The organism is Streptomyces sp., assembly GCF_031181555.1.
Taxonomy (GTDB): Bacteria; Actinomycetota; Actinomycetes; order Streptomycetales; family Streptomycetaceae; genus Streptomyces; species Streptomyces fimbriatus.
Genome location: NZ_JAPSKQ010000087.1, coordinates 12,887 through 27,166 on the forward strand (window position 1 = coordinate 12,887; position 14,280 = coordinate 27,166).

Annotated in this window: 10 protein-coding genes and 1 pseudogene; 6 read left to right on the forward strand and 5 right to left on the reverse strand. The window is 72.7% G+C overall.

Going from position 1 to position 14,280, the window contains the following annotated elements:
* Positions 1 to 143 precede the first annotated feature (143 nt).
* Positions 144 to 3,416, reverse strand: a complete 3,273-nt coding sequence (locus RIM90_RS18615; protein WP_309061845.1) for a BTAD domain-containing putative transcriptional regulator — start codon at positions 3,414 to 3,416, stop codon at positions 144 to 146.
* 300 nt (positions 3,417 to 3,716) lie between these two features.
* On the opposite strand from RIM90_RS18615, the gene RIM90_RS18620 reads away from it, so the two are divergent.
* Positions 3,717 to 4,604 (forward strand): NAD(P)-binding domain-containing protein, encoded by an 888-nt coding sequence (locus tag RIM90_RS18620; protein WP_309061846.1) that lies wholly within the window; start codon positions 3,717 to 3,719, stop codon positions 4,602 to 4,604.
* A gap of 97 nt (positions 4,605 to 4,701) precedes the next feature.
* Here RIM90_RS18620 and RIM90_RS18625 read toward each other — a convergent pair whose 3' ends face one another.
* The gene (locus tag RIM90_RS18625) at positions 4,702 to 5,475 is read right to left on the reverse strand and encodes a GntR family transcriptional regulator (protein ID WP_309061847.1); all 774 of its coding nucleotides are present in this window, start codon (positions 5,473 to 5,475) and stop codon (positions 4,702 to 4,704) included.
* Positions 5,476 to 5,846: 371 nt separating this feature from the next.
* On the opposite strand from RIM90_RS18625, the gene RIM90_RS18630 reads away from it, so the two are divergent.
* From RIM90_RS18630 to RIM90_RS18645, 4 genes are all read left to right on the forward strand, one after another.
* Complete coding sequence (locus RIM90_RS18630) at positions 5,847 to 7,127, forward strand: extracellular solute-binding protein (RefSeq protein ID WP_309061848.1); 1,281 nt, start codon at positions 5,847 to 5,849, stop codon at positions 7,125 to 7,127.
* 87 nt (positions 7,128 to 7,214) lie between these two features.
* Positions 7,215 to 8,201, forward strand: a complete 987-nt coding sequence (locus tag RIM90_RS18635) for a sugar ABC transporter permease (RefSeq protein WP_309061849.1) — start codon at positions 7,215 to 7,217, stop codon at positions 8,199 to 8,201.
* Positions 8,198 to 9,028 carry a carbohydrate ABC transporter permease gene (locus RIM90_RS18640; protein ID WP_309061850.1) on the forward strand — a complete coding sequence of 277 codons (831 nt, stop codon included), beginning with the start codon at positions 8,198 to 8,200 and terminating at the stop codon, positions 9,026 to 9,028. Before RIM90_RS18635 ends, RIM90_RS18640 begins: the two co-directional genes overlap by 4 nt.
* Positions 9,029 to 9,037: 9 nt before the next feature.
* Positions 9,038 to 10,531 (forward strand): glycoside hydrolase family 3 protein, encoded by a 1,494-nt coding sequence (locus tag RIM90_RS18645; protein WP_309061851.1) that lies wholly within the window; start codon positions 9,038 to 9,040, stop codon positions 10,529 to 10,531.
* Between the two features lie 99 nt (positions 10,532 to 10,630).
* Here the strand turns inward: RIM90_RS18645 and RIM90_RS18650 are convergent.
* From RIM90_RS18650 to RIM90_RS18660, 3 genes and pseudogenes are all read right to left on the reverse strand, one after another.
* Positions 10,631 to 11,230: pseudogene (locus RIM90_RS18650) on the reverse strand (YdeI/OmpD-associated family protein); the annotation flags it as partial.
* Between the two features lie 48 nt (positions 11,231 to 11,278).
* Positions 11,279 to 12,301, reverse strand: coding sequence for a hemolysin family protein (locus RIM90_RS18655; protein WP_309061852.1), 1,023 nt, complete (start codon positions 12,299 to 12,301; stop codon positions 11,279 to 11,281).
* Positions 12,298 to 13,644, reverse strand: coding sequence for a hemolysin family protein (locus RIM90_RS18660; RefSeq protein ID WP_309061853.1), 1,347 nt, complete (start codon positions 13,642 to 13,644; stop codon positions 12,298 to 12,300). Before RIM90_RS18660 ends, RIM90_RS18655 begins: the two co-directional genes overlap by 4 nt.
* A gap of 334 nt (positions 13,645 to 13,978) precedes the next feature.
* Here RIM90_RS18660 and sepF point away from each other — a divergent pair.
* On the forward strand, positions 13,979 to 14,280 hold a 302-nt coding region (gene sepF / locus RIM90_RS18665; RefSeq protein ID WP_309061854.1), incomplete at its 3' end, for a cell division protein SepF.

Here is a 14,280-nt window from a genome sequence, read left to right on the forward strand (position 1 = left end):
CCGGGGACGCGCCCACAGTGCCGACCTCCCCCGGGGGCACCGCTGTCTCCCCTGTCCCTCCGGGGCGGTGCGCGGTGTGCCGAGTGTCCCGACAGGTGACGGCTCGACCACGGCAGGCCCCATGGCGCCGGTGCCGAGGCGTGTCACCGACGCGCGTCACCGCTCGGTCCGGAGGACCCCTCCGCCCGGAGGCCGGGGAGGGCCGTCTCCGCGGCGGCCTGGGCCTCGTGGCCCGTTCGCCCGCCGCGTGCGAACTCCCGTGCGTAAGTGTCCTCGCCGATCGCGCCGCGCACCCGCGCGGAGATCCGCTCCACGTCGCCCCGCTCCGCGGGCGGGTGGGGAGCCCCGGCCCGTTCCCTGGTCGCCGCCGCCGTCCCGAGCAGACGTGCGGCGCGCTCCGGATGTCCGGCCAGGGAGTACGCGCCCGACAGGCCCTCCAGCGCAAGGGCGACCGAGCGGGGGTCCTGGGTGGTCACGGCCGCCGCGAGACCCTCGCGGTGGTGGGCGAACGCGCGGTCGTCCTCGCCCGACTGCTCGGCGATGAAGCCCAGTTCGGCGAGGACCAGCGCGAGCCCCGGGGCGTCGTCGCGCCGGCGGTTCCAGGCGAGCCAGGGGCGCAGCCGTTCCTCGGCGGCCTCGAGCCTGCCCTGGCGCCGGGCGCTCAGCGCGAGGCCCAGCGCGGCGAACTGCTCGGCCGGCTGATCGCCCTGCTCGGCCGCGAGCCGCAGTGCGCGCGTGTGCAGAGCGTCTGCTTCCTCATAGCGCTGCGCGAGCAGAGCGATCCGGCCGAGGCCCGACAGCTTCGCGGACACTTCGGGCCACATCTCGAGGGCCCGGGCCATCCGCAGGCTTTCGCGGTGCAGCCGGGCCGCCAGGTCGTAGTCGCCGCTGATCTCGGCGAGCCTGCCGAGCACATCGGTCGTTTTCGACCTGCCCCAGAGGTCCCCCAGTTCGGCGAACCGGGCGCGGGCCTCCTCGACGTTGCCGCGCGGCACCTCCAGGTCGCCGCGCGCCAGCGCGAACGCGGCGCGCGTGGTGAGCGCGGCGGCGGTGCCCCATGCGTCGCCCAGGGCGCGGAAGCGGACCAGGACGTGCTCGACCCGCCTCTCGCCGTCGGCCAGCGCCCCCACGGTCCACTGCGCGTGCGCCAGGAACCACTCGGCCCTGGCCGACTCCACGGTGGCCCCGGCGCCGTACCCGCGCCCGGGGTCGTGCTCCGTGACGTGCTCGCCGAGCAGCAGACGGATGCCCGCGTGCCAGAACTCCGCTTCCACGCGCTCCTCGGGCGCGGCCGGGCCCGGTGTGTCCAACGCCGTCGCCAGCGCCCTGCGGGCCTCGTTGAGCCGGCCGCGCACGAACCAGTACCACGTCAGGGAGTTGACCAGGCGCAGCGCGTCCCGTGCGGCCCCGGTGTCGGCGGCTTCCCGCAGCGCGCGCTGCACGTTCGCCGACTCCAGGTCCAGGGACCGGAGCCAGCGGGACTGCTCGCGCCCGTGCAGACGGGGCCGGGCCCGCTCGGCGAGCCGGACGCAGTGGCGCAGATGCCGGCGCGCGGTCACGGTGCCCTCCCCGGACTCGGCGAGCCTGTCACGCGCGTAGGCCGCGACGGATTCCAGCAGCCGGTAGCGCGGACCGCACGGGCCCTCGGTCCGTACGGCGAAGGACCGCTCCACGAGTACGCCCAGCGCGTCGACGACATCGGCCCGGGAGACGCCGTCGCCGGAGCACACCTCCTCGGCGGCCTCGAGACCGCACCCTTCGCCGAAGACCGACAGCCTCCGCAGCACCGTCCGCTCCCGGGCGTCGAGCAGGCCCCAGCTCCAGTCAAGCGTGGCCTGCAGCGTCCGGTGCCGCGAAGGGGCGTCCCGGTAGCCGTTGTTGAGTATCTTGAAGCGGTCGTCGAGACGGTCGTGCAACTCCCTGATGCCCAGGGACCTGACCCGGGTGGCGGCCAGTTCCAGGGCCAGCGGGATGCCGTCGAGGCGCCGGCACACGTTCGCGACCAGAGGGGCGGTGGTCGCGTCGAGCACGAACTCCGGGTCCGTGGCGGTGGCCCGCTCCACGAAGAGCTGTACGGCGCCCGCGCTCGTCACCGTCTCCAGGGCCGGCCGGCCCGCCGGTGGGAGGGACAGCGGAGCCACCGGGTACACCGTCTCGTTCCTGGTGCGCAGCGGCTCCTGACTGGTCGTCAGCACGTGCAGATGTGCGGCCCTGCTCAGCAGGAGGCCGGTCAGCCGTGCGGCGGACTCCACGACGTGCTCGCAGTTGTCCAGTACCAGGAGCAGCCGGCGGGCGGCCAGCGCGTCGGCGAGGCGGTGCGCGGGGTTCTTGTGGTCGTCCTCGGCGTTCTCGCGGATCCCCAGCGCCGCCATGACCCGCTCGGCCAGCGCGTCGGTGCTCGCGAGCCGCCGCAGCCCCCCGGTGTCGGCGAGTTCCACCAGGCAGCACCCATCGGTGAACGCGCCGGTGAGACTCTCGGCCGTGGCGTGGGCGAGACGGGTCTTGCCCACGCCGCCGGGCCCGGTGAGCGTCACCAGGCGCCGCTGCAGCAGCAGCGTCCGGAGCGCCCGCACGTCCTGGTCACGGCCGACCAGGGACGACGCCAGGGCCGGGAGCGTCGGCTCCGGCCGGTCCGGTGGCGACCCGACGGGCGGCCCGAGCCGGACCAGTTCGGGGTCGTGCCGCAGGATGGCGTGTTGCAGCGCCTCCAGAGCGGGGCCGGGGGTGAGCCCCAGCTCCTCGTCGAGCCGGCGTCGCAGATCGGTGAAGCAGTCGAGCGCGTCGGACGAGCGCCCCGCCCGGTACAGCGCCCGCATCAGGGCGCCCCGCAGGCCCTCGCGCAGCGGGTGCTTGCCGACCAGCTCGGTCAGTTCACCGATCAGCAGGTCGTGCTCGCCGAGCTCCAGCCGGGTCTTGGCGTGCTCCTCCACCGCCGTCAGCCGTTCGTCCTCCAGGCTCGTCGCCATCGGCCGTACGCACGGCTGGTCCGTGAACTCGGCGAAGGCGGGGCCGCGCCACAGGGACAACGCCTCGGTGTACAGCGCGACCCGCGCCCGGGGGTCCCCGGTGGTGCGGGCGTCGGCGACCAGGGCGCGGAACCGGCCGGCGTCCAGCGCGGCGGCAGGGACGTCCAGTACGTAGCCCGGTGCCCGGTGCGCCACCAGTGCGCGGCCGCCCGGCTCGGCGTCCTCCAGGGCGCGCCGCAACTGGGAGACCTTGGCCTGCAAGGACGCCGTGGGCCGTGCCGTGAACGTCGAGCCGCCCCAGAGGTCCTCGACGAGCCGGCCCACGGGCACGGCCTGTCCCCGGTGAGCGAGCAGATCGGCGAGCAGCATACGGACCTTGACCTCGGGCACGCGCACAAGGCGCCCCTCGTCCGTCCACACCTCCAAGGGGCCCAGCACCCCGAACTTCATGATCTCAGCGTAGCTGGCCGCCGCGCAGCGTGACCGGTCACCCACGGCGCCCGGCCACCGGCCCGAAGCGCGCCCGCGCATCGGTCCGAAGTCTTCCGGAAGTCCTCCGAAGCGAATCCGAAGCGGCCTCCACCAGGCTTCCGACGGAGGCGGTTCGACGGCGGTGAGGAAGGCGGACGGGGCGGGCCGGGAGCAGGGGCCGGCCGCACGACGTCCAGGGACCGTCCAGGGCCGTTCTCCTCACCGGGCGCCCCGCGTCCGGACGTTCAGCACACCGTTCTGCAGTGGAGGAACTGATCCATGGATGACAACCGCACCTCGGTGTCGGTACTCGGGCTCGGACTGATGGGGCAGGCGCTGGCCGCCACCTTCCTGAAGGCGGGTCGTGCCACCACCGTGTGGAACCGCTCGGCGGACAAGGCCGACCGGCTCGTCGCGGACGGCGCGGTCCTCGCCGGCACTCCCGCCGACGCCGTGGCCGCGAGCGACCTCGTGGTCGTCTGTCTGTCGACGTACGACGTGGTGCACGAGGTGATCGGCCCGCTGGGTGACGCGCTGCACGGCAAGACCGTGGTCAACCTGACCTCGGGCTCCTCCGAGCAGGCCCGTGACACCGCCGAGTGGGCGCGGAAGAACGGGGCGGCGTACCTCGACGGTGCCATCATGGCCACCCCGCCCGGCATCGGCGCCGAGACCTCGGTCCTCTTCTACGCCGGCGACGAGGCCGTCTTCGACGCCCACGAGCCGGTGCTGAGGCTGCTCGGCGGCGGCACCACCTACCTCGGTACCGACCACGGCAAGCCCGCCCTGTTCGACGTGTCGCTGCTCGGCCTGATGTGGGGGGCCCTGAACAGCTTCCTGCACGGTGTCGCCATCGTGGAGACCGGCGGTGTCAAGGCGCGGGAGTTCGTGCCCTGGGCGCACATGTGGCTCGACGCCATCAAGATCTTCACGGCCGACTACGCCGCGCAGATCGACGCGGGGGACGGGGAGTTCCCGGCCAACGACGCCAGGCTGGAGACGCACCTGGGTGCGCTCAGGCACCTCCTCGAGGAGAGTGAGGCGCTCGGTGTGGACACCGCGCTCCCCGAGTACTCCCGGAAACTGATGGAGGGGGTCATCGCGCAGGGCCACGCCAGGAACAGTTACGCCAGCGTGATCACGGCGTACCGCCGCCCGGCCCGGTGACAGGCCCCGGTCACCCGCGTCCGGGCGGACGCAGCCCCGGCCCGCGCCACGGCGCCGGCCGGGCAGGGGCGCCGGCCGGGTGAGAGCCCCGGACGGATCAGGGCGCCGGCCGGGTCAGGACGGCCGTGAACCGGTAGCGCGAGCCGCGGTACACCGAGCGGACCCACTCGACCGGCGTCCCCGTCCGGTCCCGGGAGTGGCGGGACAGCAGCAGCATCGGCAGGCCCACGTCGGTGGCCAGCAGCCCGGCCTCGCGCGGTGTGGCCGGGGACGTCTCGATGGTCTCGTCGGCCTCCGCCGGGCGTACGCCGTACACCTCGGCGAGCGTCGTGTAGAGCGAGGTGTAGCGGGCCAGGTTGCGGCGCAGGCCGGGGAAGCGCCGTGCGGACAGATGGGTCGTCTCGATGGCCATGGGCTCGCCGCCGGCCAGCCGCAGCCGCTCGATGCGCAGCACCCGGTCGCCGCGCTCCACTTCGAGCAGGGCCGCCAGCTCCTCGTCGGCGGCGATGTACCCGATGTCCAGGATCCGCGAGGCGGGATCGAGGCCCTGGGCACGCATGTCCTCGGTGTACGAGGTCAGTTGGAGCGTCCGGTACACCTTCGGACGCGCCACGAAGGTGCCCTTGCCCTGGATGCGGTCCAGGCGGCCCTCGCTGACGAGTTCCTGCATGGCCTTGCGGACGGTGGTGCGCGAGGTGCGGAACTCGGCGGCGAGGAGGCGCTCGGCCGGCATCGGCGAGCCCGGCGCGCGCGCCTCGGTCATCCGCAGGAGCCGCTGCTTGATGCCGTAGTACTTCGGCACGCGCTCGGTACGGCCGGTACGGCCGGGCGCCCCCGACCGGGCCTGGGCGCTGCTGACGTCCGTGCTCATGACCTGCCTTCCGGCTGCGGTGTCCGGCGCGCGGACGGCAGACGCCGGCCGCGGTGCACGTCGGCGGACCGCCGGGTTCGGCGCCGCACGCTCGGCGAACCCGTTATAACCGTGCGTCCTCTTTTTGGTCTAGTCCAACTGTCGACGCGTACGGGTTTGGGGGGAGTTCGGGCTCCCGGCGGGGGTGTCGGAGTCGTTATCGGCGGGGGCGGACGCGACCCTTGACAGAGCCATAGGTCTAGGCCAAGCTCCCCTTGCTGGTCTAAACCATTTAGGGGAAGCCGGGTCCCAGCCCACCGAGCTGTTGCGCCGTGTGAGGGTCACCGCCGAGGGCGTGGGTGTGCAAGGCAATTCCTGAGGAGGGGTGGCGCGTGAAGCGCAAGCTGATAGCCGCGATCGGGGTCGCGGGCATGTTGTTCTCCGTCGCTGCGTGCGGCGGCGACGACGGCGGTGACGGGGGCAAGAAGGCCGGCGCGGACGGGTACGCCGGCGAGACGCTCACCGTGTGGGTGATGGACGGCTCCTCGCCGGACCAGTGGCAGAAGGACCTCGCCGCCGAGTTCGAGGCGAAGACCAAGGCGAAGGTCACGTTCGAGGTCCAGCAGTGGAACGGCATCCAGCAGAAGCTGACCACCGCGCTGTCCGAGGAGAACCCGCCGGACGTCTTCGAGATCGGCAACACCCAGACCCCGGCCTACGCCAAGACCGGCGGCCTCGCCGACCTGGGCGACCTCAAGTCCGAGATCGGTGCCGACTGGACCGAGTCCCTCAACGAGTCGTCCGTCTACGAGGGCAAGCAGTACGCGGTGCCGTGGTACGTCGTCAACCGCGTCGTCCTCTACAACAAGAAGGTCTGGGCGGACGCGGGGCTGAAGGACACCCCGAAGACCCGCGACGAGTTCTACGACGCCCTCAAGACGATCGGTGAGAAGACCGACGCCGAGCCGATCTACCTGCCGGGCCAGAACTGGTACCACTTCGTCGGCCTGGTGATCGGCGAGGGCGGCGAGCTGGTCAAGAAGGACGGCGACAAGTACGTCTCCAACCTCGGCGACCCGAAGGTCGCCGCCGCCGCGGAGACCTACAAGAAGTTCCAGGCCCTGTCCAAGGCGCCCAAGGACAAGGACGAGGCCACCCCGCAGCAGGGCGAGGTCTTCGCCAAGGGCAACGTCGGCGCGTTCATCGGCATGGGCTGGGAAGCCGGCATCGCGGTCAAGGCCAACCCGAAGATCGAGAAGGAGATCGGCTACTTCACCATCCCGGGTGAGACCGCCGACAAGCCCGAGGGCGTCTTCCTCGGCGGCTCCAACCTCGCCGTCGCCGCGGGCAGCAAGAAGCAGGAGCTCGCCAAGGAGTTCCTGAAGATCGCCCTGTCCGACAAGTTCGAGGGACAGCTCGCCAAGCTCAACGGCGTCATCCCCAACAAGGAGTCGCTGCAGAGCAACCTCAAGGGCAACGCCGCCGCCGAGGCCGGCGCGCCGGCCGCCGCCGTCGGCGGCACCACGCCGCTGATCCCGGAGTGGGCCGCGGTGGAGAACGCGCCCAACCCGATCAAGACGTACCTGACCGCCGTCCTGAACGGAAAGTCCCCGGCCGAGGCCGCCAAGCAGGTCGAGGGCGAGTTCAACAAGCGCCTGGCGCAGCAGCAGTAGGCGCCCGAACGCACGGACGGGGCGGGGGCCGGCCACTCGCCGGTCCCCGCCCCGGCGTCGAGTACGTCGAGAAGAGAGATCGCGAGCATGACCGTGCAGACCGAACGGCCGCCCTCCGGCCCGGCGGACGTCCGCAAGGCGGACGACGGGGGATCCGGCAGGCCGACACCGCGAGCCGCGTCGCGCGCCGGCGCGCTCGCCCCGTACCTGTTGCTGCTGCCCGCCTGCGCGGCCACCGTGCTGCTGCTCGGCTGGCCGCTGCTGAAGGACGTTCTGCTGTCGTTCCAGAACCTCAACATGGCGCAGCTGATCCAGCACGTCACCGAGTGGAACGGCGTCGACAACTACAAGGAGACCCTCACCAGCGAGGACTTCTGGCGGGTCACCCTTCGCTCGATCCTGTTCACGGCGGTCAACGTCGTCCTGATCATGGTCCTGGGCGCGTTGACCGGCCTGCTGCTCGCCCGCCTGGGCAAGTGGATGCGGTTCACGCTGATGATCGGCCTGGTACTGGCCTGGGCCATGCCGATCGTGTCCGCCACCACCGTCTACCAGTGGCTGTTCGCCCAGCGCTTCGGCGTCGTCAACTGGGTGCTGGACAAGCTCGGCTGGCACTCCATGGCCGACTACAGCTGGACCAGCAGCCAGATGTCGACGTTCTTCGTCGTCACCCTGCTGATCGTGTGGATGTCCATCCCGTTCGTCGCGATCAACCTCTACGCGGCGACCACCACCATCCCGAAGGAGCTCTACGAGGCCGCGTCCCTCGACGGCGCCGGCGCCTGGCGGAGCTTCACGACGGTCACCATGCCGTTCCTGCGGCCGTTCCTCTACGCGACGACCTTCCTGGAGATCATCTGGGTCTTCAAGGCGTTCGTCCAGGTCCAGCTCTTCAACAACGGCGGCCCCGACCGGCTCACCGAGATCCTGCCCGTCTACGCCTACGTCGAGGGCATGGGCAACCAGCACTACGGCATGGGTGCGGCGATCGCCACCCTGACCATCCTGATCCTGCTCGGCCTGACCGCCTACTACCTCAGGATCGTGCTCAAGCAAGAGGAGGACGAGCTGTGAAGCGCTCGCTCTTCGGCCGCCTGTGGCCCAACGTCACGGCCGTCGTCCTGTTCATCGGCTTCGTCTTCCCCGTGTACTGGATGTTCGCCACGGCCTTCAAGCCGACCGGCGACATCATCTCGGAGAACCCGGTCTGGTTCCCGACCGACGTCACCTTCGAACACTTCAGGACCGCGACCGACGTCGAGCACTTCTGGACGTACGTCACCAACTCGCTGACCGTCACCGGCCTCGCCGTCGTCTTCTCGCTGATCATCGCGCTGGCCGGTTCCTTCGCCCTCGCGCGGATGCGGTTCAAGGGGCGGCGCGGTTTCGTCATCGGCTTCATGCTGGCCCAGATGGCGCCCTGGGAAGTCATGATCATCGCGATCTACATGATCGTGCGGGACGCGTCCATGCTGAACAGCCTCGTGCCGCTGACGCTCTTCTACACGATGATGATCCTCCCCTTCACCATCCTGACGCTGCGCGGCTTCGTCGCCGCCGTGCCGAAGGAGCTGGAGGAGTCGGCGATGGTCGACGGCTGCACCCGCGCCCAGGCGTTCCGCCGGGTCATCCTGCCGCTGCTCGCCCCTGGCCTGATGGCCACCTCGATGTTCGGCTTCATCACCGCCTGGAACGAGTTCGCCCTCGTCCTGGTGCTCAACAAGGACGCCGAGGCCCAGACGCTGCCGCTGTGGCTGTCCAGCTTCCAGAGCCAGTTCGGCAACGACTGGGGCGCGACCATGGCCGCCTCGTCCCTGTTCGCCATTCCGATCCTGATCCTCTTCGTCTTCCTGCAGCGCAAGGCCGTCAGCGGCCTCACCGCGGGCGCCGTGAAGGGATAACGCCACCCGATGACCACACTCGCCAGCGGTACGACCGACACCCTGACCCGGGACGCCCTCACCGTCCTCCAGCCCGGCTTCGCCGGCACCACCGCCCCCGACTGGCTGCTGCGCCGCCTCGGCGCGGGCCTCGCCTCGGTCGGCCTGTTCGGACGCAACATCACCGCGCCCGAGCAGCTCGCCGCCCTGACCGCCCGGCTGCGCGCCGAACGCGACGACGTCCTGGTCGCCATCGACGAGGAGAGCGGCGACGTCACCCGCCTGGAGGTGCGCACCGGCTCCTCCTTCCCCGGCAACCACGCGCTCGGCGCGGTGGACGACGTGGCGCTCACCCAGGAGGTGGCCGCCGAACTGGGCCGCCGCCTCGCCGCCTGCGGGGTCACCCTCAACTGGGCGCCCTCGGCCGACGTGAACGCCAACCCCGACAACCCGGTGATCGGCGTGCGGTCCTTCGGCGCCGATCCCGCCCTGGCCGCCCGGCACACCGCCGCCTACGTCACCGGCCTGCAGTCGGCGGGCGTGGCGGCCTGCACCAAGCACTTCCCCGGGCACGGGGACACGGCCGTCGACTCCCACCTCGCGCTGCCGCGCATCGACGCGGACCCGGCCCTGCTGGCCGAGCGGGACCTGGCGCCGTTCCGCGCGGCGATCGCCGCCGGAACCCGCGCGGTGATGAGCGCCCACATCCTGGTCCCGGCCCTGGATCCGGACGTCCCGGCAACGTTGTCCCGGCGCGTCCTGACCGAGCTGCTCCGCGGCGAACTGGGCTACGACGGCCTGATCGTCACCGACGGCATGGAGATGAACGCCATCGCCGGCACCTACGGCATCGAACGCGGCAGCGTCCTCGCCCTCGCGGCCGGCGCCGACGCGATCTGCGTGGGCGGCGGGCTGTGCGACGAGGGCACCGTGCAACGCCTCCAGGACGCGCTCGTCGCCGCCGTCCGCTCCGGCGAGCTGCCCGAGGAACGGCTGGCGGACGCCGCCGCCCGGGTCCGCGCCCTGGCCGACTGGACCACGCGGGCACGGCGCTCCCCGGCCCCGGCGGCCGCGCCCGGGCCGGAGATCGGTCTCACGGCGGCCCGCCGCGCGGTGACCGTCACCCGCACCCGGCCCACCGCCCCGCCCGCCGGACCGGTCTACGTGGCCACGTTCACCCCGGGCGCGAACATCGCCGTGGGCGACGAGACGCCCTGGGGCGTCGGCGCGGAGCTGGAACGGCTGCTGCCGGGCACCACCACCGGCTTCTTCGCCGGCCCCGACGCCGGCGAGGAGGCGCTGAAGGCGGCCGGCGGCCGGCGCGTCGTCGCCGTGGTCCGCGACGAGCACCGGCACCCGTGGATGCGCACGGCCCTGGACACCCTGCTCGCCGCCGACCCGGACACCGTGGTCGTGGAGATGGGCGTACCGCAGTCCTCCCCGCGCGGCGCCCTGCACATCGCCACCCACGGCGCGGCCCGGGTCTGCGGCGTGGCGGCGGCGGAGGCGGTCGTCGCCGGCTGACACCGCGGCGGTCCGGGCCGTGCCGCCCGGACCGCCGCGGTGCGCCGTCACGTCCCCGTGCCGTCGGGGGCGGGGCTTCCTCCCCCCGGCGAGCACGGCGACGAACCTCTCGATGCGGGCCGCCCGGGTCTGCGGCCGCTCGACCTCCTCGGTCCGGCGGAGGACCGCGCAGCGGTCGCGGCTGTCGAGGGCGTCGAAGAAGTCACGGGCCGCCGGGACCGCGTCCAGGGCCGCGCGCAGGTCGCGGGGACCGGCGCCGTGCTCCGGCTCGCGTACGCCGCCTCCCGGCGGCCGTCCGCCTCGCCCTCTCCACCTCGCGCAGCCCGGACTCCCGCATCCGGCCCCGCTCGATGAGCGCGGCCGGCCGTCCACGGTGGTCACGCGCGGGGGTGAAGCGCCGGAGCCGGTGCGTGTCGTCCAGCTTCTTCCCGCGCCCGTCGATCCAGCCGTGGCGCAGCGCGCACTCCAGCGCGGTGGCGTAGTCGGCGCCGGCCCGGCCTGAGTCCTTCCCGGGATCCCCGGCCACACCCCGGACCTGTCGTGGTGGTGTTCCTCCAGCCACTTCCCCCGGTCGTCCCGCGTCTCGGACAGGAGGACGGGGTCCGCCGCGTTCCGCGCCGCATCAGTCAGGGGCCCACGGAAGCGAACGCTCGCGGCGGGAGGCGACGACGACCGTGCGACGGGAGGGCGGGCCGCCACGCCGACGTGTCCGAGGACGCGTCGGCGTGGCGGCGGCCGCCCACCGGCTCAGCCCGCGGGCGTCGGCTGCACCAGCCGGGCCAGCAGGTCGTCCAGCGTGACCATGCCCGTCAGCCGGCCCGTGTCGTCGCGGACCACGGCCAGGGTGGCCCGGCGGCGGCGCAGCGTGTCGATCGCGTCGGCGATCGTCGTGGTGTCCGTCACCTCCGGTACCGGGCGGGCCAGTTCGCGGGCGCGCGTGGCCCGGCCGCGGGACCGGGCGACCAGGGCGTCACGGGCGTGCACCGCGCCGAGGACCGCGCCGCCCTCGCGGACGAGCAGCCGGGTGCGGTCGTGGGCGGTGGCCACCCGCAGCAGCTCGTCGATGCCGGCGTCGCCGTCGACCGAGGTGATCCGCGCGGCCGGGACGCACAGCGCACCGACCGGTGTCCCGGGCTCGGTCAGCGACCGCGTGAGCAGCTGCGAGTCGGCCGTGCTGATCAGGCCGAGCCGCTCGGACTCCGTCACCAGGTGGGTGAGCTGCTCCCGGTTGTGGACGGAGGCGAGCTCGTCGCGCGGGGTGACCCGGCACAGCCGTACGAGTGCGTTGCTGACCGCGTTGAGCAGCCGGATCAGCGGCCGTACGGCCTTCACCACGCCCCGGAAGGGCGGCGACAGCAGCATGGCGGAGCGCTCCGGATGGGCGATCGCCCACGACTTGGGCGCCATTTCGCCGATCACCATGTGCAGGAACACCACCACGATCATCGCCACGGCGAAGGCGATGCCGTAGCTGAGCGCGCCGGGCAGGCCCAGCTTGTGCAGCAGCGGGTCGAGTTCGTGGGAGATCGCGGGCTTGGACACCGAGCCCAGGCCCAGCGTGCACACCGTGATGCCGAGCTGGGCGCCGGCGAGCATGAGCGACAGCTCGCGCATGCCGGCCAGGGCCGCTCCGGCGCCGCGCCGTCCCTCGGCCGCCGCCTTCTCCACGCGGTGTCGTCTGGCGGCGACCAGAGCGAACTCGGCGGCCACGAAGAACCCGCTGCCGACCAGCAGCAGCACGGTCACGAAGAGAGCCGTCGGGAAACTCATGAGGGCTCCTCCGCCTTCGTCCGTTCCTCCACCAGGGGGGTGATCCGCACGCGCTCGGCCACGTGCCGGTCGAGCGTGCGCACGTCGATCACCGCGCCGCCGCCCGCGGGCAGCTCGACGGTGATCCGGTCACCGACGGTGGGGAAGCGGCCCAGCCGGTCCACGATCAGTCCGGCCACCGTGTCGTAGTCGTCCTCCTCGGGCAGGTGCACGCCGGTCGCCTCGGCCACCTCGTCCAGCCGGCGGCCGGCGTCCACGAGCCAGCCGTCGCCGTCCGCGACCGCCGCCTCGGTGACGGTGTCGGTCTCGTCGGCGATGTCGCCGACCAGTTCCTCGGCGATGTCCTCGTAGGTGACGATGCCGGCCACGCCGCCGTGCTCGTCCAGGACGACGGCGAACTCGTCGTCCTGCTCGCGCATCCGCGCCACCGCGTCGGGCAGCGGGAGCGTGTCCGGCAGCAGCAGGGGCCGGCGGGCCACCGCGCCCGCGGTGGCGGCGGACAGCCGGCCGGCGGGCAGCGCCATCAGCTCGCGCACGCCCAGCACGCCCGCGACGTCGTCGGGGTGATCGCCGAGCACGGGGTAGTTCGAGTGGCCGTGGGCGGCGATCAGCCCGACCGCCTGGTCGGCGCTCGCGTCCTTGCGCACGAACACGGCGTCCGCGCGCGGCACCATCACCTCGCGCAGGGTGCGCTCGGAGAAGTCCAGCGCGTGATCCAGCAGGGTGGCGGTGTCCTCGGGCAGCGCGCCGCTCTCGTGGGACTCGCCGATCAGATGGCCGAGCTCCTCCAGCGTGGCGCCGTGGTGCAGCTCCTCGACCGGCTCGATGCCGACGCGGCGCAGCAGCCGGTCGGCCGCGCCGTCGAAGATCCGCACGACCGGCCCGACGACCTTCAGATACGCCAGGGTGGAGCCGGCCAGCGCCTTCGCCAGCCGTTCCGGCACGGCGATGGCGAGGTTCTTCGGGGCCAGCTCGCCCAGCACCATCTGCACGACGGTGGCGAGGACGAAGGCCAGCACCACGGAGACGCCGCTCACGGCCGCGTCCGGCAGGCCGAGGCCGGACAGCGCGGGCCGGAGCAGCGCGGACACCGACGGCTCGGCGATGAAGCCGACGACCAGGCCGGTGACGGTGATGCCGAGCTGGGCGCCCGACAGCATGAACGACAACCGCTGCAGCACCTTCAGGGCGCGGGCGGCCTTCCGGTCCCCGGCCTCGGCCTCACGGGCGAGCGCGAGCCGGTCGGCGGAGACGTAGGCGAACTCCTGGGCGACGAAGTAGCCGGTGCCGGCGGTGAGCACGAACACGGCGAACAGGCCCAGCAGGGCCTCGGCGGCACTCATCGAACACCACCCCGCCGGGTGCCGCGATCAACAGTGTTGTGGCGGGATGGTCCGGGACTGTGTCCCGGAGGGTCCGTCGGTCTGGCGGACAAGTAGGTGACTCCTCACATGGGGGTTGTAGCGAGTGCAACGACTGTGGTCCGGCTCGTGTTCCCGGCCACCGCCACCACCACCGCACCACGGCCGCCTCCGGGGCGCGCGGGGACACGCGTCACGCCGTGCGGGTCCGGCAGGAGGTGCCCCGAGATGGCGGAGCGTGTCGTTGTTGGGCCGAACGGGTGACCATGCGTAAGAATTACCCGATGCAGACAGCCAGTGCGACCCAGGACGGAGCATGCCGGTGAACAGCCACGATGTCACCGACGAACAGTGGGAGGGGCTCGCCCAGGTCGTGCCGCTGCGTGGCCGTGACGCCTGGCCGTCCGCGGTGGGTCACCGGTCCATACCCGAGGCCGAGACCGAGGCGCGGCGCCGCTTCGTCGTCCTGCGCGTGAACGTGTTCGCGGACGCCCGCGACGTCGCCGAGACACTGATGGCCGGGATACCGGTGCTGCTCGACCTGACCGGGGCGGAGACGGAGGTCGCCAAGCGGGTCCTGGACTTCAGCACGGGAGTCGTCTTCGGGCTGGCGAGCGG

Bases quoted from the DNA above. Each gene is read 5' to 3' on its own strand.
- RIM90_RS18655 (WP_309061852.1), bottom strand. From the start codon at position 12,301: ATGAGTTTCCCGACGGCTCTCTTCGTGACCGTGCTGCTGCTGGTCGGC.
- RIM90_RS18615 (WP_309061845.1), bottom strand. From the start codon at position 3,416: ATGAAGTTCGGGGTGCTGGGCCCCTTGGAGGTGTGGACGGACGAGGGG.
- RIM90_RS18660 (WP_309061853.1), bottom strand. From the start codon at position 13,644: ATGAGTGCCGCCGAGGCCCTGCTGGGCCTGTTCGCCGTGTTCGTGCTC.
- RIM90_RS18625 (WP_309061847.1), bottom strand. From the start codon at position 5,475: ATGAGCACGGACGTCAGCAGCGCCCAGGCCCGGTCGGGGGCGCCCGGC.
- RIM90_RS18635 (WP_309061849.1), top strand. From the start codon at position 7,215: ATGACCGTGCAGACCGAACGGCCGCCCTCCGGCCCGGCGGACGTCCGC.
- RIM90_RS18645 (WP_309061851.1), top strand. From the start codon at position 9,038: ATGACCACACTCGCCAGCGGTACGACCGACACCCTGACCCGGGACGCC.
- RIM90_RS18620 (WP_309061846.1), top strand. From the start codon at position 3,717: ATGGATGACAACCGCACCTCGGTGTCGGTACTCGGGCTCGGACTGATG.